We start from the raw sequence: 17,933 nt of genomic DNA, 5'->3' as shown, positions 1-17,933 counted from the left end.
CGTGTGTCCGACCCTGCGATGCGTGGTCAGGACGCGCGCAGCGAGCTCTCCCGCACGACGATCTCGAGGGGCAGGCGCACCGCGACCGGGTCCGCATCGGGGCGCACCAGTCGTCGGGCGAGCACCTGCACCGCCGCTCGCCCGAGCTCGATCATCGGCTGGCGGACCGTCGTCAGGCGCGGGCGCGACAGCGCTGCCGCCTCGATGCCGTCGAAACCCGTCACGATCAGGTCTTCCGGCACCTCGATGCCGGCCGAGCCGAAGGCGTCCAGCGCGCCGAGCGCCATCTGATCGTTGGCCGCCATCAACGCGGTCGGCAGGCCGTGCGCGATCAGCCGCTCCGCCGCACGACGGCCCGATGCGCGCGTGAAGTCGCCGCGCAGCACGACCACATCGTCGATGCGGAGTCCGGCCTCGGCGATGGCGCGGGAGAACCCCTCCCAGCGCTCGGCGCCGTCCGGGGAATCCTCGGGTCCGGCCAGGAACACCGGCGGCGTGTCGCCGGTCTGCGCGAGCACCTGGCGGGTCAGTTCCGCCATCGCCTCGGCGTTGCTCACGGTCACGTGATCGTAGCTGTCGCCGCGGGACGGTCCCGAGAGCACCACGACCGGGATGCGACGGGCCAGCCGCGCGAGCACGTCATCCGGGACACTGCGCGCCAGCACCACGAGGCCGTCGACGCGGCCGGCCATGTCCCGCACGGTCGACCGGTCGGGGTCGTCGCGTCCGACGCCGACCATCAGCACGAACCCCTGTTTCCACGCCTCCAGCTCGGCGCCGCGGAGCACCTCGTCGAGGAAGAGCATCGAGGGATGCTCGCCCTCGGCCTCCGTCTCGTCCTGGACGATCGTGAACGGCGGCGTCGCCCCCTCGATGCTCGAGAGCACGTCGAGCGCGGGCGCTTCTTCGGCGGCGTCGAACCCCGGGAAGTAGAGGCCGAGCACCCCCGTGCGCCGCTCGGCGAGGCCGCGCGCGCTGCCGCTGGGCACGTATCCCAGCGCAGACACGGCATCGAGCACCCGCTCGCGTGTGACCGGCCGCACCGCATCCGGTGAGCGCAGCACCCGCGAGACCGTGGCGATCGAGACGCCCGCACGGTCCGCGACGTCGTACACCGTCGCCGCCTTGGTCACGATCGCCCCTCCGTCGCCGTCATCCTGCCCAGGGTACCCGGCGGGCGATCAGGGCTCCGTGGGGGCGCACGCTCATCTCTCCGGGTTCGCGCTCACGCTGCTCGGCGAAGGCCACCTCGAACCCGGCATCCGCCAGCACGGCGTCGAGAGCATCCGCCGACCAGAAGTACGCCGTGGTGACGGCATGCGCGAAGGGCCGGCGCGGCTCTCCGGCGAAGAAACCGAGGAGCAGACTGCCGCCCGGCGCGAGCACGCGGGCGAACTCTCCGAGCACGTCCGGCACGTCGGCGGGCGGGAGATGGATCAGCGAGTACCAGGCGAGGATGCCGCCGACGGAGCCGTCGGAGAACGGGAGCGCACGGAACGACGCCCGATCGAAGCAGAGGTCGGGAAAGCGCGAGCGAGCGGACGCGATGAACTCGGCGGAGATGTCGAGGCCCGAGACCTCGCGACGGTCGCTGCCGCCGTCGCCCAGGAAGGCGGTCCAGTGCCCCGGCCCGCAACCGGCGTCGAGCAGACGGCCCGGAGTCGCGTCCCGCCACCGCGCGATCGCGTCACGATCGCGCGGATCCATCTGATCGACGGCGCCACCCAGCCTCAGATACTCCTCGGCTCGCACGTCATAGGCGGCTGCGATCGCCGCATCCGCGGGCGAACTCATCGCGTGCGGGCCGCCAGAGCGGCCTGGTACAGATCGCGGGACGAGAGTCCGGTGAGCGCGGCGACCTCGGAGGCGGCGTCCTTGAGACGGATGCCGTCGGCCACGAGCTTCTGCACCTGGGCGAGGGCGTCCTCCGGCGAGGCGTCTCGGCGCGACGCGCCCTCGACGACCACGACGATCTCGCCCTTCACACCCTCCTGCGCCCACGCGACGAGCTCGGATGCCGTGCCCCGGCGCACCTCCTCGTAGAACTTCGTGAGCTCGCGGCACACGGCGATGCGCCGCTCATCGCCGAATGCTGCGCCCATGTCGGCGAGCGCACTCGCGAGGCGGGCCGGCGACTCGAAGAACACCATGGTGCGCGCCTCTGCGGCGAGCGCGCGCAGCACGGAGCGCCGCTCCCCCGGCTTGCGCGGGAGGAATCCCTCGAAGGTGAAGCGGTCGGTGGGAAGACCAGAGATAGCGAGGGCCATCAGCACGGCGCTCGGCCCGGGGATCGCGGTCACCGTGACCCCCTGCGCGACGGCCTCGGCCACCAGCCCGTAGCCGGGATCGCTGACCGTCGGCATGCCGGCGTCGCTCATCACGACGACATCGGACTCCGCGGCGAGCGCGGCGATCTCCGCCGCCTTCTGCTTCTCGTTGTGGTCGTGCAGCGCGATCAGCCGCGGCCGGTTGTCGATCTGCAGCGCCTTGAGCAGCTTCTGCGTGGTGCGCGTGTCCTCGGCCACGATCGTCTCCGCGTTCTCGAGCACCTCCACCAGGCGACGGGACACGTCGCCGAGGTTTCCGATCGGCGTGGCAGCGAGGATGATCACCCGCTCAGCATAGGCGCGTTGTCTAGGCTGGACCGGTGACCGCGCCCGTGCCTCTGCTGCCTGCTCCCGAGGACCGGCTGACGCGTTACGGACAGCTGCGCGATCGCGTGCTGCAGAGCCCGGACTGGGGACGGGCCGTCCGCTGGCTCGCCCCGCTGCTCGTCACTGCGGTGGCGGCCGTGCTGCGCCTGGTGAACCTCGGCCACCCGCATCAGCTCGCATTCGACGAGACCTACTACGTCAAGGACGCCTGGTCCCTGTGGACCCTCGGCTACGAGGGCGTCTGGGGCGAGAACGCGAACGAGGCCTTCATCACGCTGCAGGAGCTGCCGCTCTCCGACAAGGGCGCCTTCGTCGTGCATCCGCCGCTGGGCAAGTGGCTGATCGCCCTCGGGATGGCGCTGGGCGGACCGGACAACAGCGCGGGCTGGCGACTCGCGACCGCACTGCTCGGCACCGCCTCGGTCCTCCTCGTCTACCTCATCGCCCGTCGGCTCTCGGGCTCCGTGGTGGTCGCCACGGTCGCGGGGACCCTGCTCGCGATCGACGGGCTGAGCATCGTCCTCAGCCGCATCGCGCTCCTCGACGGCATCCTCACGTTCTTCCTCCTGCTCGGGGCGCTGTTCGTGCTCATCGATCGACAGCGGACGATCCCGCTGCTCGAACGACGGGACCCCGACGCGCCGGCCCCGTTCTGGGGACCGGTGCTGTGGCGTCGCCCCTGGCTCGTCGCCGCCGGAGCCGCGCTGGGCGCGGCATCCGCGGTGAAATGGTCGGGACTCTACGCACTGGCGGCCTTCGGTCTGTACGTCGTCGTGACGGATGCGCTGGCGCGCCGACGTTCCGGCGTGGTGCTCTGGCCGACGTCCGCCGCCTTCCGCCAGGGCCCCGTGTCGTTCGTCCTGGTGGTGCTCCCCGCATTCGCGGTGTACCTCGTCAGCTGGACCGGATGGCTCGTGACGGCCGGCGGCTACGACAGGGAGAGCGACGCGAATCCCCTGCTCGCGCTCTGGAACTACCACCAGACGATCCTCGGCTTCCACGTCGGGCTGACCAAGGGGCACCCGTACGCGAGCCCCGCCTGGGAGTGGCCCTTCCTGCTGCGGCCGACGGCGGTGTGGGTCGGGTCGGATCCGGGGCCGTGCGGGGTGGACCACTGCATCGCCGTGATCTCGTCGATCCCCAACCCGCTCATCTGGTACGGCGGGGTCGCGGCGTCCGTCTACCTCGTCTATCGACTGGTGCGCGGCTGGATCACGCGCCGACCGGTCGGCGCCGAGGTCGGGCTGCCTCTCGTCGGCCTCGCGGCGACCTACCTGCCGTGGCTGATGTTCCCCGAGCGCACGATCTTCCAGTTCTACACGGTCGTGATGATGCCGTTCCTCGTGATCGCGCTGGCGCTCACGCTGCGGACCATCGCCGGACGACGGCAGGATCCGCTGCACCGGCGCCAGTCCGGCGAGCGGACGGTCCTGATCTGCCTCGCATTCATCGTGCTGGTCTCGGCGTTCTTCTACCCGGTCTGGACCGGCATGAGCGTGCCGTACGACTTCTGGCTGCTGCACAACTGGCTGCCCGGCTGGGTCTGACCCCGGCGGTTCGGCTATGCCGGGTCATCGGTCGCGACGTGCTCCACCAACGGCAGCACGCGCCCGGACAGGTGCGTGCGCATCGCGATCGACGATGCCGTCCGCGCGACGCCGGGCACCAGGGCGACCCGGTCGAGCACCTCCTGCAGCTGCGTCGCATCCCGCGCGACCAGACGCAGCTGCATGTCGCTCGCCCCGGTGACCGTGTGCATGTCGACGATCTCCGGCACCGCGTCGGCCAGTGCCGCCGCGACGTCGTCGTGCCCGACCTTCTGATCGATCTCGACGAGGCAGAAGGCCACCACCCCGTAGCCGAAGCCGCTCGGGTCGATGCGCGGCACGATCGCCTCGATCACGCCGCCCTCATGCAGCCGCGCGAGGCGACTGGTCGCCGTGCCCCGGGCGATCCCGAGTCGCCGTGCGCACTCGAGGATCGGCAGCTGCGGCGACTCGGTGAGCATCCGGATGAGCGCGGCATCGAGGCGATCGATGCGCATCGGCTAGTCCTTCCTGACGCCGGGGCGCGCGACGCTCCGGGTCGCGCGAGCCACCAGCAGGAGCACGCCGGTGAGCCCGAGGGTGAGCAGCAGCTGCACGCGGGCCCCCGGGTCGAACATCGCGAGCACGATGACAGCGGCCAGCAGCAGCAGGCAGAGCACGGAGAGCCACGGGAAGCCCCACATGCGCATCGGCATCGTCTCCCCCGCGGCGTCGGCACGCCGCCGCAGGATGATCTGCGCGACGGCGGTCGCCGTCCAGATGACGAGGAGGGTCGAGCCGACCACGTTGAGCAGCGCGGGGAGCACCACGTCGGGGAACGCCCAGTTGAGCCCGACCGTCACGAAGCCGAAGGCGACGGATGCCAGGACCGCCACGAAGGGAACGCCCTTGAGGCTGGTGCGGGTCGCGGCCAGCGGTGCGAGCCCGCGCTCTCCCAGCGAATACGCCATGCGGGACGCCCCGTAGATGTTCGCGTTCATGGCGGAGAGGAGCGCGATCACGACGATGAGGTCCATCACGAGGCCGACGCCCGGCACGTTCAGCGTCGCGAGAACGGCCGAGAAGGGCCCCTCGGTCACCGCCGGGTCGTTCCAGGGCAGGACCGCGACGATCACGAAGATCGAGCCGACGTAGAAGACGAGGATGCGCACGAGCACCTCCCGCACGATCCGCCGGATGTTGCGCGAAGGATCGTCCGACTCGGCCGCGGCGATCGCGACGACCTCGGTGCCGCCGAAGGCGAAGACGACGATGAGCAGCGCGGCGGCGATCCCGGTCAGCCCGTTCGGGGCGAAGCCGCCGTTGTCCACGAGGTTGGCGATGCCGGTCGCGGGGACGCCCGGGATGAGGCCGACGATCGCGCACGCCCCGACGACGAGGAAGGCGATGATGGCCACGACCTTGATCGCCGCGAACCAGAACTCGAAGCGTCCGTAGTTGCGGACGCCGAACAGATTGACGGCGGTGAGCGCCACGACGAACACGAGGACCCAGACCCAGGCCGGGATGCCGGGGATCCAGTTCGCGACGATCCCCGCGGCACCGGTCGCCTCGGCCGCGATCACGACCACCAGCTGGATCCAGTACAGCCAGCCCACCGCGCTCCCGGCGCTGCGGCCCATCGCCTTCTGCGCGTAGGAGCTGAAGGCTCCCGAGCTCGGACGCGCGGCCACCATCTCGGCGAGCATGGCCATCACGAGCACGACGATGCCGCCGGCGACGAGGTACGAGATCAGCACCGCGGGCCCCGCGAGACCGATCGCCTGACCCGATCCGACGAACAGGCCGGCGCCGATCGCTCCGCCGAGTCCCATCATCGAGATCTGGCGTCGCGTGAGCCCCGGATGCAGGCCCTTGGTGGTCGTCGTCGTGACCGGCGGCTCGGTCAGGGGGTCACGGGTCTCACGGTCAACGGTCATACGGTCGCCTCCTTGCGATCGGTCAGGTCTGATCCCGCGTCGGCCGCGGAGAGCGCGGCCTCCACGCGGTCGATGTCCACGGCGCTGCCGGACGAGATGCGGATGCCCTCCCCGGGGAACGCCCGGGCGATCACCCCGCCGTCGTGGAGCTGCGCCTCGAGCTGCGCGGTGCGCTCCCCCGCGGGCACCCACACGAAGTTGGCCTGCGAGGCGACGGCCGGCCAGCCGGCCTCGGTGAGGATCGCGAGCATCCGATCGCGCTGCGCGACGACCTCGTCGATGCGTCCCGCGAGCTCGTCCTCGGCCGCCAGCGAGGCGCGTGCGGCGGTCTGGGCGAGGTCGGTGACCCCGAACGGCACGGCGACCTTGCGCTGGCTCTCGGCGATCTCGGCCGGGGCGATGGCGTAGCCGATGCGGAGCCCCGCGAGGCCGTACGCCTTCGAGAACGTGTGCAGCACCGCCACGTGCGGGTGGCGGCGGAACAGCCGGATGCCGGCGCCGTAGCTCGCTGTTCTGTCGAAGTGGACGTACGCCTCGTCGATGACGACGAGCACGTCGTGCGGCACGGCTGCGACGAAGCGCTCCAGGGCGTCGACGCCGACGACGGTGCCGGTCGGGTTGTTGGGGTTGCAGACGAAGATGAGACGGGTGCGCGGGGTGATCGCCGCGAGCATCGCGTCGAGGTCATGCGCGTGCTCGGCGTTCAGCGGCACGGCGATCGGAGTGGCGCCCGCGATCCGCACCAGCGAGGGGTACGCCTCGAACGACCGCCATGCGAACATGACCTCGTCTCCTTCGCCGGCGACCGCATGGATGAGCTGCGCGGCGATCTCGACGGAGCCGGCTCCGACGGTGACCAGGGCCGGATCCACCTCGTACCGGGCGGCCAGGTCGTCGCGCAGGACGGCGGCGCTCATGTCGGGGTAGCGATTGATCGCATCGAGGCGCTCGCGCACGGCATCGACGACCGATGGCAGCGGCGAGTGCGGCGACTCGTTCGACGAGAGCTTCGACGCCCCGGCCGGAGCCGAGCGCCCCTGACGGTACGCGGGCACGACATCGAGGGCGGCGCGGGTGGGGAGGGGCATCGTCAGAGCGTCCTTGCTGATCGGGGATGCGGCGTTCCGGCGGCGGACCGAGTGGTCCTGCCCGCCGTCGCGCAACCCTAGACCGGATCCGATCGGCTGAGCAATCGGTGCACCGGATGCTGGGCATCACGCGCAATCATTCCCCGAACTCCCGCGGGAGCCTATGCAGATTGCGCAACCACTGCAGAGCACCCGCTACGCTCGCGGCATGGGCAGCCCTTCCGGTTTCGAGTTCGCCGTGCGCGGCGACGAGGTCGTCATCCGCCACAACGGGACGACGGCCGCGGTCCTGCGCGGCGCCCGCGCCGAGGAGTTCCTCGTGGACGTCGAGCACGGTGATGCCCAGCTGCTGATGGCTCGCCTGACCGGGAACTACCGCCGGGGCAACGAGCGCACCGCGAGACAGCACCCGCGCAACGCCCGCTGACGCTCAGCGACCCGACGAGATCGCGGCCGGATCCGACACCGGCAACCGGCACACGAACGCGCGGCAGTCGTAGGCGCGCTCCACCGTCGCCGCCTTGCCCTCGAAGAGCTCGAACCCGGCATCCGCGAACGCCGCCGCCTGGGCGGGGGCGACCACGGCGATCACGTCGGCATCGGCCCGCTGCGCGGCCCGGGCCAGCGCGCCGCCGGGCTCGTTCGTCACGACCACGATCTGACGAGGGGGTGCGGCGAGCCCCGCCGCCACCCGCAGGAGGCTGCCGTGCGCGAACGGCTGCTCGAGCGCCCGGACCGCGAGGTCCCGCACGGTCCGAGCGGCCGCGTCGCGGTACCGATCCCCCGCGCCCAGTCGCCAGGCGGTCAGTGCCGCGGCCGCGACCGCCGCAGCGTCGGAGGGGAGATCGCCGTCCGTGTGATCCGGCGCCGTCGCGATGCCGTTGCCCGTCAGCAGCGGATCTCGCCCCACGCCCTCCAGCGCGTCGTCGAGGATGCCGCGCGCCGTGACCGCCCAGGACGCCTCCCCGGTCGCCGCGGCGAGGGCGAACAGCCCCTCGGCGAGGAGCCCGAGATCGGCAGCCGTCGCGACCGCGCCCGAGGCTCCCCCGTCGAGCGAGGCGCGCACGAGAGCGCCTCCGGCGCCGCGGTTGACCCGGAGGACGTGAGCGGCGGCGGCCTCGGACGCGCCGATCCACGACGGCTCGCCGAGACGCGCGCCGGCGCGGGCGAGTGCTCCGATCGCGAGACCGTTCCAGCCCGTGATGACCTTGCCGTCGACGGCGGGAGGCGACAGCTCCGCGCGCTCGGGAACCGGACGCAGGTAGTACCCGCCCTCGCTGCGCACGCCGTCGATCCAGGACTCCGAGTCCTGCGCCGCGCCGAAGCCGCCGCCCTCGCGGCGGAGCACTCCGAGCAGGAAGGCCGCGATGCCCCGGACCGCCTCGTCATCGCCCGCGGCGAGCGCGACATCGAGCAGCTGCGCGTTGTCGGTCAGCATCCGCTCGTAATGCGGCACCGACCAGTCGCGCCGGGTGGCATAGCGGAAGAAGCCGCCGTCGGCGTCGCGCAGCGGGGAGCCGGCCATCGCGGCGAGGGCCCTTCCCACGGCGGCGGCGGCCTCGGGCGCCTGCCGACGCACGAGCGGATCCTGCAGGAACCGGAGCGTCGTGGCGACCGGGAACTTCGGCTCCCCGCCGAACCCGCCGTGCCGGCGATCCTCGCGGGCGGCGACGGATTCGGCCGCGCGGGCGATCGCGGCGTCGTCGGGCAGATCGGCGGGCGAGGATTCGGCGGCGCGCGCCAGCGCCTCGGTCACCGCATCCGCAGACTCCTCAGCCTGCGCACGCCGCAGGGTCCACGCCTCCCGAACGGCCGCGAGCACGTCGCGGAACGCCGGCATCGGCGGGCGGGCATCCGGCGGCCAGTAGGTGCCGGCGTAGAACGCCCGCCCACCCGGGGTGGCGAACACGGTGAGCGGCCATCCCAGGTTCTGGGTGAAGGCGGATGCCGCGGCCATGTAGGCGCTGTCGACCTCCGGGTGCTCCTCGCGGTCGATCTTCACCGACACGAAGCCGTCGTTCATGAGGGCGGCGATCGCGGGATCGGAGAAGGACTCCCTGGCCATCACGTGGCACCAATGGCAGGTCGAGTAGCCGATCGAGATCAGCAGCGGCACATCGCGGCGCCGGGCCTCGGCGAAGGCCTCCGCGCCCCAGGGGTACCAGTCGACGGGATTGTCGGCGTGCGCGCGCAGGTACGGGCTGAGGGTGTCGGCGAGCCGGTTGGTCATGGACTCACGCTACGCCGCCCCGGCCGCGAGATCAGGAGACGAGAAGCTCCACGGGTCGGGAGGCCGCGTAGCCCACGAGGGGCAGCGCGCGCTCGGCCGCGAGTGAGATGCGCGACTGCAGGATCTCGGACGTGATCTCGTAGCCGTCGAAGTCGGTGTCGCTCGCGTAGACGCCGAGCGGGAGCGTGAGGGCCTGGAAGAAGCCGAACAGCGGTCGCAGCTGGTGCTCGATGATCAGGGCGTGCCGCTCACCGCCGCCGGTGGCAGCCAGCAGCACCGGCTTGCCGACCAGGTCGTACTGCCCCACGAAGTCGAAGAGGTGCTTGAAGAGCCCGGTGAACGACGCCCGGTAGACGGGGCTCCCGACGATCAGCAGGTCGGCGGTCTCGATCGCGCGCAGCTGCTCCTCGACCTCGGCAGGGAGCTGGTCGCGGCGGAGAGCCCCGGCGAGGCCCGGCCCGATCTGCGTCAGCTCGATGAGCTGCGACTCGATGGGGGCGCGCTCTGCGATGGCGGCCGTGATCGCGCGGACGAGGGCGGTCGTCTTGCTCGGCTCGTGCAGGGAACCCGACACGGCGACGACGCGGAACGGAGCTGTCATGACCTCGACGGTACCCACGACGACGCCCCGTGTCGCGGAGAGCGACACGGGGCGTCATGTGAGCCGTGCGGGTCAGTTCACCTCGTCGGGATGCGAACCGACGCGACCCGAGCCGTCGAGGGGGTCGAGTGCGTCGATGGCTGCGATCTCCGCGTCGGTCAGCGTGAAGCCGAAGACGTCGAGGTTCTCCCGCAGGCGCTCGGCGCGCACCGACTTCGGGAACACGATGATGCCCTTCTGCAGGTGCCAGCGGAGCACCGCCTGCGCGGGCGTGACGCCATGCGCCGCGGCGGCGTCGGCCACGGCGGGCGTGCCGAACAGGTCGTACTTGCCCTGGCCGAGCGGACCCCACGCCTCGGTGCGGATGCCGTGCTCGTCGGACCACGCGACGACGTCGCGCTGCTGGTAGGCCGGGTGCAGCTCGATCTGGTTGACGGCCGGCACGACGCCGGTCTCGTTCACCACGCGCTCGAGGTGCGGCACCAGGAAGTTCGAGACGCCGATGCTGCGGGTGAGGCCCGCCTCGCGCAGCTCGACGAGCTTCGCGAACGCGTGCACGTAGTCGTCCTTCGCGGGGGTCGGCCAGTGCACGAGGTACAGGTCGACGCTCTCGAGCCGGAGCTTGTCCAGGCTCTCGGCGATCGCCGCGCGCGGCTCCTCGTCGTGGTGGCGGTCGTTCCACAGCTTCGTCGTGACGAACAGCTCGTCACGGGCGATGCCGGATGACGCGATCGCCGCGCCGACGCCTTCTTCGTTGCCGTAGATCGCCGCGGTGTCGATGTGGCGGTAGCCGATCTCCAGCGCCTCGCTCACCGCGCGCTCTGTCTCTGCCGGCGGCACCTTGAAGACGCCGTAGCCGAGCTGCGGGATGGAGTTGCCGTCGTTCAGTTCGAGTGCAGGAATGGTCATGATTCCAGCCTATGACCTGTGATGACAGGCGAGGTCGGAATCGCGGCCATCGCCGCCGCTCCGCGCCCCAGGAGTCGCTCGAGGGGGCCGCGTCCCAGGAACATCGACCAGAGCGTCGTCACGAGCAGAAGGCCGATCGCCGTCAGACCCCAGAACGAGTTGCTCGTGGAGAAGCCGCCGGGACCCGCGACCATCATGATCGAGACCACGTGCAGGCTGTATGCCGACAGCGGCATGGAGCCGAGCGCTCCGAGCGGCAGCAGGGGCCAGCGCAGCGGCCGGCTGAGCAGGAGACACAGAGCGATGACGGCGAGCGCGAAGCCACCGGAGCCGATCACCTCGGCCGTCCCGCCGCTGTGCGGGTCGACCGCGAGCAGCGCGCCGATGACGGCCCGGAGCGGATCGTCCTGCGCGAGCGCCTGCGCGTAGCCCTCCCAGCCGCTCTTCATGACGCCCGAGCCGCGCTCGAGGGCGACCGAGGCGCCGAGTGCCTGACCGACGGCCCCCAGACCGTAGCCCGCGACGGCGAGCCCGATGCCGACGCCGAGCGCGATCACGGCGGTGCGGATGCGCTCGGGGTGCAGGCGACCGAGCGCCATGCCGCCCAGCACCAGCGCCATCCAGACCGTGAGGGGATACGACCCGTAGAGCACGAAGCCGATGCCGGCGCCGTACGGATGCAGCGTGACGGCGGCCAGGAACGCCAGCAGGGGCGGCCCCGCGAGCGCGAGCACCCCGGCGCCGAGCAGCAACTGCCACGGCCGCCAGCGCAGGAACGGGATGACCGCGACGTAGATCAGTCCGTAGAGCGTCAGGATCACCGCGATGGGGGTGTTCAGCATCTCGAGGGCGAGGCCGATCGCGAAGATCACCGCACCGCGTCCGACCAGCCGCAGACGGATGTCGGGGAGGCGCTCTCGTTCCGGCACCGTCGAGCGGCCCGTCATCAGCGCGATCGAGACTCCCGCGAGGACGGCGAAGAGGATCGAGGAGCGCCCGTGCACGAGGTCCGTCCAGGTGGTCGGGTCCGTCCAGTCGAACGCCTCGGTCTCGCCGATGTGCGCCCCGGCCATGCCGAGGATCGCGAGCCCTCGTGCGACGTCGAGTCCGAGGATGCGGGGCGGGCGCCCGAACCCGCGGAGCCAGCGCAGCGGGCGCAGGGCGATCGGGGTTCGCGCGCGCTCCGGGGCGGGCGGCAGCTCTGTCGTCGTCACCCGATGATCGTAGGGCCCTGCACTGTGGATGGGGTGCGGAGGTCACCCGCCCAGCACGGCGCGCAGCGCCTCGGTGTAGGCCTCGAATGCCCGCCTCCCCCGCGGAGTGAGCGCGAGGTAGGTGACCGGCGTCCGTCCCCGATGCGTCTTCTCGACCGTGACGTAGCCGGCATCCTCCAGCTTGCGCAGATGCGTGGAGAGGTTGCCCGCCGTCATGTCGAGCAGCTCCTGCAGGCGGGGGAACGCGATGCTGTCGGCGGGTTCCAGCGTCGCGAGCGCCGCGGTGATCCGCAGCCGCGCGGCGGCATGGATCACCGGGTCGAGGTCAACCACGGCGTGCTCCTGCCAGGGGACGGCGCAGTCGGGCGAGGTGGCGGAACGACAGCACCGCCAGAACGAGGAAGCCGAATCCGCCGCCGACGGCCAGCACCAGGAGGACGGCGGGGTACCCGAAGAACGGCGCCGCCGCGGCGACCACGACGATCCACCCGCCGAGGATCAGCATCGGCACCGCTCGCCAGACGGCGGCCCCCACGACGAACATGAGCCCGGCGAAAAGCACGAGCGCCGTGGGGAAGAAGATGCGCGCGAGCGCGGCGTCCATGCCGTTCGCGAGCAGGCCGAGCCCGAGGAGGACGATCGCGACGGTGCCGACGCTCCAGGTGCAGCCGTAGACGATCGCCGGGAACGCCGTCGCCGCGTCACGGCGCATGCCTCGCCCCGAACGAGCGCCCAGCACCGCCGAGAGAACGATCGCGCCGACGATCAGCGCCACAGCGATCGTGAGGGCCACGACCGGCGGCACGGTGAGACCAGGACGCATCCCGTCGATCGACCACAGCGATCCGAGACCGACGAGCCACGCGACGCCCCACGCGGTGAGCAGTACGGGCACGAAGGCCGCGATCCGACCCTCCATACTGCGCTGTTGGGCCTGCATCAGCGCGAGCATCTCCGCCGGCGCGAGCGCCTCTTCCTCAGGGTTCGACGACTCGACCATCAGACGGCTCCGTTCACGGGCAGGCCCATCATGACGAAGACGAGCACGGGAAGGGTGAAGAACAGGTTGACCAGCCCGTGCGCGAGGACCAGGGGCATCAGCCGGTGCTGACGCCGATAGATGAGCCCGGATCCCGCGCCCCACACGAAGAAGGCGCAGACGAACGCGAGCACTGCTGCGGGTGTGGGCGCGTACCAGATGTGCTGCGTGGCGAAGAGCGCCGCGGGCACGAGGATCGCGAGGGTCGTCGGCCAGCGCCTGTCGAGCTCGCCCTGGGCGTAGCCGCGATACACGAGTTCCTCGACCGGGGCGTTCAGCGGCGCGAAGGTGAGCACCCCGACGACCGCGATGACGCTCCAGGTGACGGGATCGAGAGCCGGGATGCTCGCCGGGTCGAAGAAGATCGTCTCCATCCGGGCGAAGATCTCGCTGCCGTACTGCAGCCAGACGACGAGCATAATCGTCGCGACGAAGGGCAGATACATCACCACGACCCACAGCAGTCCCCAGAGGAGGTCGCGTCCGAGGCGCCGCGGCTCATAGCCGAGGAGCTCCCGGACGGTACGCCCCTCGCGACGCAGCAGCCGCGCGACGAGCAGGAGGCAGACCACGTTGACGGGGAGCATCGCGACGACCGCGAGCATCGGCGGCGGCGGGAAGGCGAGGTCGACCTCATCGATCCGGGCGACGAGCCAGACCGAGACGGATGCCGCCGCGACGAGAGCGACGCGCAGCACCGGCAGTCCGATCGCCCATCTCCGTGTCGTCATACTTACTTTGTATCTCAAAGTGCTTTGCAAGGCAATGGCATCCATGATCCGTCATACGATGGAGGGCTATGTCTGCGTCCCTCCCCCTCATCTCCTATCCCCCGGAGCTGCCCGTCAGCGCGGCCAGGGAGGAGATCGCCGACGCCATCCGCGACAACCAGGTCGTCATCGTCGCCGGCGCGACCGGATCGGGCAAGACGACGCAGCTGCCGAAGATCGCGCTCGAGCTCGGCCGCAGCCGTATCGCGCACACCCAGCCGCGACGTCTGGCCGCCCGCACGATCGCCGAGCGCGTGGCGGAGGAGCTCCAGGTCGAGCTGGGCACGCTCGTCGGCTACAAGGTGCGCTTCACCGACAAGGTGTCCGACGAGACCCGCGTCGCGCTGATGACCGACGGCATCCTCCTCAACGAGATCCATCGCGATCGGCTGCTCACCCGCTACGACACGATCATCATCGACGAGGCGCACGAGCGCTCGCTCAACGTCGACTTCCTGATCGGATACCTGGTGCGCATCCTGCCCGAGCGTCCCGATCTCAAGGTGATCATCACCTCCGCGACGATCGATCCGGAGAGCTTCGCGAAGCACTTCGCCCCGGAGGGCGGCGCCCCCGCCCCGATCATCGAGGTCTCCGGCCGCACGTATCCCGTCGAGATCCGCTACCGCGCGCAGACCGACGAGACCGAGGAGGAGGACGAGGTATCGGCGATCGTCGCGGCCCTCCGCGAACTCGACCGCGAGGAGCCCGGCGACGTGCTCGTCTTCCTCCCCGGAGAGGCGGAGATCCGGGACGCCGCGGATGCCGTGCGCGGCGCCTACGCGAAGGATCGCTCTCCCACCGAGGTCCTCCCCCTCTACGGACGCCTGTCGGCGGCCGAACAGCACCGGGTCTTCGAGCGCAGCCGCGTGGCGGGCGTGCGCCGCCGGGTGATCCTCGCCACGAACGTCGCCGAGACGAGCCTCACGGTTCCCGGCATCCGGTACGTGATCGACACCGGCACGGCCCGGATCTCGCGCTACAGCAACCGCTCCAAGGTGCAGCAGCTCCCGATCGAGGCGATCTCGCAGGCCTCGGCGAATCAGCGCTCGGGTCGCGCCGGACGGACGAGCGACGGCATCGCCATCCGCCTGTACGCGGAGGAGGACTTCGAGAAGCGTCCGGAGTTCACCGAACCCGAGATCCTGCGCACCTCGCTGGCCTCGGTCATCCTGCAGATGCTGTCGCTCGGATTCGGCGACATCACCGCCTTCCCGTTCCTCACCCCGCCGGACTCGCGGGGCGTGAAGGCCGCCTTCGACCTGCTCACCGAGCTCGGCGCGGTGGCGCCGTCGCGGCGCGACGATTCCCCTCACCTCACGCGCGTCGGCCGCGAGATCTCCCGCATGCCGATCGACCCGCGATTCGCGCGGATGCTGATCGAGGCGGGGCGCCCTTCGACAGGCTCAGGGACCCAGGTCGTGCACGACGTCCTGCCGATCGTGTCGGGTCTGACGATCCAGGACGTCAGGGAGCGCCCGGAGGAGCGACGCGAGGAGGCCGACCGCCTGCACGCGCGCTTCGTCGACCCGACGAGCGACTTCCTCACGCTCCTCAACCTCTGGAACCACCTGCGGGAGCAGCAGCGCGAGCTCGGATCGAGCGCTTTCCGCCGCCTCTGCCGCTCCGAGCACCTCAACTACGTGCGCGTGCGCGAGTGGTTCGACGTGCACCGCCAGTTGAGCACCCTGGTCAAGGACGCGAGGAAGGGCTCAGGGACCTCGCAGGGCGCTTCCGATCCGGACGCGATCCACCGCGCACTGCTGTCGGGACTGCTCTCGCAGATCGGCATCCTCGACGAGCGCACCGCACCGGCGGGCAAGTCCCATTCCCCCGCCAAAGAGCCGAAGGGGCGGCGCATCGCCGAGTACCGCGGCGCCCGCGGCATCCGCTTCTCGATCTTCCCCGGCTCCGGGCTGCGCAAGAAGAGCCCGCAGGCGGTGATGGCGGCGGAGATCGTCGAGACATCGCGCACGTTCGCGCGCACGGTGGCCGCGATCGATCCGGCGTGGGCCGAGCCCCTCGCCGGCGACCTCGCCAAGCGGCAGGTCACCGAGCCGCACTGGTCGAAGGATGCCGGTGCCGCCGTCGCCTTCGAGAAGGTCACGCTGTTCGGCGTCGAGATCATCCCCCGACGTCGCGTGCAGTTCGCGCGCATCGACCGGGCGGCGTCGCGCGAGCTCTTCGTGCGACACGCGCTCGTCGAGGGCGAATGGGATCCGACGCGCATCGACAAGCGGGTCAGTGCGTTCTGGCGCAGCAACGCCGAACTCCGCAAGCGTCTGGAGAAGCTCGAGGAGCGGGAGCGGCGCCGCGACATCCTCGCCGGCGATGAGGCCGTCTTCCGCTTCTACGACGAGCGGATCCCGCCTGAGGTGTTCGACGTGCGCTCCTTCGAGGCCTGGTGGCGCGAGGCGCTGCAGGCCACACCGAAGCTTCTGGTCATGCGCGAGGCCGATCTGCTCGACGACGAGGCCCGAGCCGATCAGAGCGAGTTCCCGACGCGCTGGAACCAGGGCGATCAGGTGCTCGGTCTCGCGTACCGGTTCGAGCCCGGAGCCGCCGACGACGGCGTGAGCGTGGTCGTGCCCCTTCCCCTGCTCGCGCAGATCGAGGACCGCGGCTTCGACTGGCAGGTGCCGGGCCTCCGCGCCGAGCTGGTCACCGGCCTTCTGCGCGCCCTGCCCAAGGCCATCCGCCGTCACGTCGTCCCCGCCGCGGACTGGGCGGAGAAGTTCGGGGCCGAGCTCGCGGACCAGGGCCCGGAGAACCACGGCGGCCTGCCGCCGCGCACGCTCAAGGAGGCGCTCGCGCGACTGATCCAGCCGCTGGCCAACCAGCTCGTCACGGCGAAGGACTTCGAGGACGAACGCGTCCCCGCACACCTGCGGATGAACTTCCGTGCCGTCGACGAACGGGGCCGGGTCGCCGGATCAGACCGCGACCTGCGCGCCCTGCAGACGCAGCTCTCCGATCGGGCCCGCAGCAGTGTCGCCCGATCGATCGCCGCCCCTCCGCGCACTTCCGGACCGCTGAGGGTATCGAGCGATCCAGCCCCGAAGATCGAGCAGACCGGCCTCACGGCCTGGACCGTCGGAGATCTCCCCGAGGTGCTCGACACGCGCGTGGCGGGCGGCGTGGTGCGCGGCTATCCGGCGATCGTCGACCAGGGCAAGACCGTGTCGGTGCGCGTCGAGTCGACGGCGGATGCCGCGGCGGCGGCGACCCGCGCCGGGGTGCTGCGACTGGTCCTGCTCGGCGTTCCCTCTCCCTCGTCCTACGTGCAGGAGCACCTCACCAGCCAGGAGAAGCTCGCACTGGCGGCGTCGCCGTACCAGACCGCGGCCGCCCTGATCGAGGACTGCCGGGCGTCGGTCGCGCGACGGGTGATCGATGCGGCGACCGACGGCACCGGGATCGTGCGCAGCGAGTCGGAGTTCACCCGCGTGCGCGACGCCGTCTCCGCCTCTCTCGTCGACGACCTGTTCGCCTGCGTCTCGCTGGTCGCCCGCGTCCTGACGAAGGCCAGGGAGGTCGAGCGCGGGATCAAGGCGCAGAACTCCCTCGCGCTCCTCGGGCCGCTGAACGACATCCGCACGCAGTTGTCGGGCCTGCTGCACCCGGGGTTCGTCTCGGCGGCCGGCGTCGAGCGGCTCGCGCACTTCCCGCGCTATCTCGAGGGCATGCTCGACCGCCTGAAGACCCTGACGAACGAGCCGGGCAAGGACCGCGCTCGCATGACGGAGTTCGAGCGGATGGCGAAGGCCTTCGAGGACGCGGGCGGCACGACCCCCCTCGCCGCGGATGCCGCGCCCGCTCTGATCGAGGTGCGCTGGCTCCTGGAGGAGTACCGGATCAGCGTGTTCGCGCAGCGCCTCGGCACCGCGCAGGCGGTCTCGCCGCAGCGCATCATGAAGGCACTCGCCGGCAACGGTCGTTGAGCGAGCGCCAGCGAGACGAAA

16 protein-coding genes are annotated in these 17,933 nt (G+C 71.2%); 3 read left to right on the top strand and 13 right to left on the bottom strand.

The features are described from left to right. Positions 1-26: 26 nt before the first annotated feature. From DC434_RS19735 to rsmI, 3 genes are read right to left on the bottom strand one after another with little or no spacing between them, the layout of a single operon-like run. Positions 27-1,133, bottom strand: coding sequence for a LacI family DNA-binding transcriptional regulator (locus DC434_RS19735; protein WP_116637026.1), 1,107 nt, complete (start codon positions 1,131-1,133; stop codon positions 27-29). Positions 1,134-1,152: 19 nt separating this feature from the next. After that, positions 1,153-1,794, bottom strand: coding sequence for a class I SAM-dependent methyltransferase (locus DC434_RS19730; protein WP_116637025.1), 642 nt, complete (start codon positions 1,792-1,794; stop codon positions 1,153-1,155). Continuing rightward, positions 1,791-2,612 (bottom strand): 16S rRNA (cytidine(1402)-2'-O)-methyltransferase, encoded by an 822-nt coding sequence (gene rsmI / locus DC434_RS19725; RefSeq protein WP_116637024.1) that lies wholly within the window; start codon positions 2,610-2,612, stop codon positions 1,791-1,793. Before rsmI ends, DC434_RS19730 begins: the two co-directional genes overlap by 4 nt. Positions 2,613-2,647: 35 nt before the next feature. Between rsmI and DC434_RS19720 the strand changes: the two genes are divergently transcribed. After that, entirely contained in the window at positions 2,648-4,201 is a 1,554-nt protein-coding gene (locus DC434_RS19720; RefSeq protein ID WP_116637023.1) for a phospholipid carrier-dependent glycosyltransferase, read from the top strand. A gap of 14 nt (positions 4,202-4,215) precedes the next feature. Here DC434_RS19720 and DC434_RS19715 read toward each other — a convergent pair whose 3' ends face one another. The 3 genes from DC434_RS19715 to DC434_RS19705 are packed head-to-tail and all read right to left on the bottom strand — an operon-like array spanning position 4,216 to position 7,208. Further along, positions 4,216-4,698 (bottom strand): Lrp/AsnC family transcriptional regulator, encoded by a 483-nt coding sequence (locus DC434_RS19715; RefSeq protein ID WP_116637022.1) that lies wholly within the window; start codon positions 4,696-4,698, stop codon positions 4,216-4,218. Positions 4,699-4,701: 3 nt separating this feature from the next. Then, a complete protein-coding gene (locus DC434_RS19710; protein WP_116637021.1) occupies positions 4,702-6,120 on the bottom strand; it encodes an amino acid permease in 1,419 nt (472 codons plus the stop codon). Next, positions 6,117-7,208 (bottom strand): histidinol-phosphate transaminase, encoded by a 1,092-nt coding sequence (locus tag DC434_RS19705; RefSeq protein WP_116637037.1) that lies wholly within the window; start codon positions 7,206-7,208, stop codon positions 6,117-6,119. The genes DC434_RS19710 and DC434_RS19705 overlap by 4 nt, the downstream gene beginning before the upstream one ends. A gap of 208 nt (positions 7,209-7,416) precedes the next feature. Here DC434_RS19705 and DC434_RS19700 point away from each other — a divergent pair, with 208 nt between their 5' ends. Further along, the gene (locus tag DC434_RS19700; RefSeq protein ID WP_116637020.1) at positions 7,417-7,635 is read left to right on the top strand and encodes a hypothetical protein; all 219 of its coding nucleotides are present in this window, start codon (positions 7,417-7,419) and stop codon (positions 7,633-7,635) included. 3 nt (positions 7,636-7,638) lie between these two features. On the opposite strand, the gene DC434_RS19695 is transcribed toward DC434_RS19700, so the two are convergent. The 7 genes from DC434_RS19695 to DC434_RS19665 all read right to left on the bottom strand — a co-directional run bounded on the left by DC434_RS19695 (position 7,639) and on the right by DC434_RS19665 (position 13,932). After that, positions 7,639-9,438, bottom strand: a complete 1,800-nt coding sequence (locus DC434_RS19695) for a DUF255 domain-containing protein (protein WP_116637019.1) — start codon at positions 9,436-9,438, stop codon at positions 7,639-7,641. A gap of 31 nt (positions 9,439-9,469) precedes the next feature. Next, positions 9,470-10,039 (bottom strand): FMN reductase, encoded by a 570-nt coding sequence (gene msuE / locus DC434_RS19690; protein ID WP_116637036.1) that lies wholly within the window; start codon positions 10,037-10,039, stop codon positions 9,470-9,472. A 72-nt stretch (positions 10,040-10,111) separates the two neighbouring features. Then, positions 10,112-10,948: an aldo/keto reductase gene (locus tag DC434_RS19685; protein WP_116637018.1), complete on the bottom strand. Its 837-nt coding sequence runs from the start codon at positions 10,946-10,948 to the stop codon at positions 10,112-10,114. Next, the gene (locus DC434_RS19680; RefSeq protein WP_243409029.1) at positions 10,945-12,162 is read right to left on the bottom strand and encodes a heparan-alpha-glucosaminide N-acetyltransferase domain-containing protein; all 1,218 of its coding nucleotides are present in this window, start codon (positions 12,160-12,162) and stop codon (positions 10,945-10,947) included. Before DC434_RS19680 ends, DC434_RS19685 begins: the two co-directional genes overlap by 4 nt. Before the next feature lie 42 nt (positions 12,163-12,204). Beyond that, entirely contained in the window at positions 12,205-12,495 is a 291-nt protein-coding gene (locus tag DC434_RS19675) for a transcriptional regulator (RefSeq protein WP_116637017.1), read from the bottom strand. Next, positions 12,488-13,162, bottom strand: coding sequence for a hypothetical protein (locus tag DC434_RS19670; protein WP_116637016.1), 675 nt, complete (start codon positions 13,160-13,162; stop codon positions 12,488-12,490). Before DC434_RS19670 ends, DC434_RS19675 begins: the two co-directional genes overlap by 8 nt. Beyond that, positions 13,162-13,932 carry a CPBP family intramembrane glutamic endopeptidase gene (locus DC434_RS19665; RefSeq protein ID WP_165808138.1) on the bottom strand — a complete coding sequence of 257 codons (771 nt, stop codon included), beginning with the start codon at positions 13,930-13,932 and terminating at the stop codon, positions 13,162-13,164. The genes DC434_RS19670 and DC434_RS19665 overlap by 1 nt, the downstream gene beginning before the upstream one ends. Positions 13,933-14,000: 68 nt before the next feature. Here DC434_RS19665 and hrpA point away from each other — a divergent pair, with 68 nt between their 5' ends. Continuing rightward, entirely contained in the window at positions 14,001-17,912 is a 3,912-nt protein-coding gene (hrpA, locus tag DC434_RS19660) for an ATP-dependent RNA helicase HrpA (protein WP_116637014.1), read from the top strand. Positions 17,913-17,933: the final 21 nt, after the last annotated feature.

Source organism: Microbacterium sp. TPD7012 (genome assembly GCF_003075395.1).
Taxonomy (GTDB): domain Bacteria; phylum Actinomycetota; class Actinomycetes; order Actinomycetales; family Microbacteriaceae; genus Microbacterium.
Note: the sequence above shows the minus strand (reverse complement) of the source record. Positions and strands in the feature narration are given on the sequence as shown.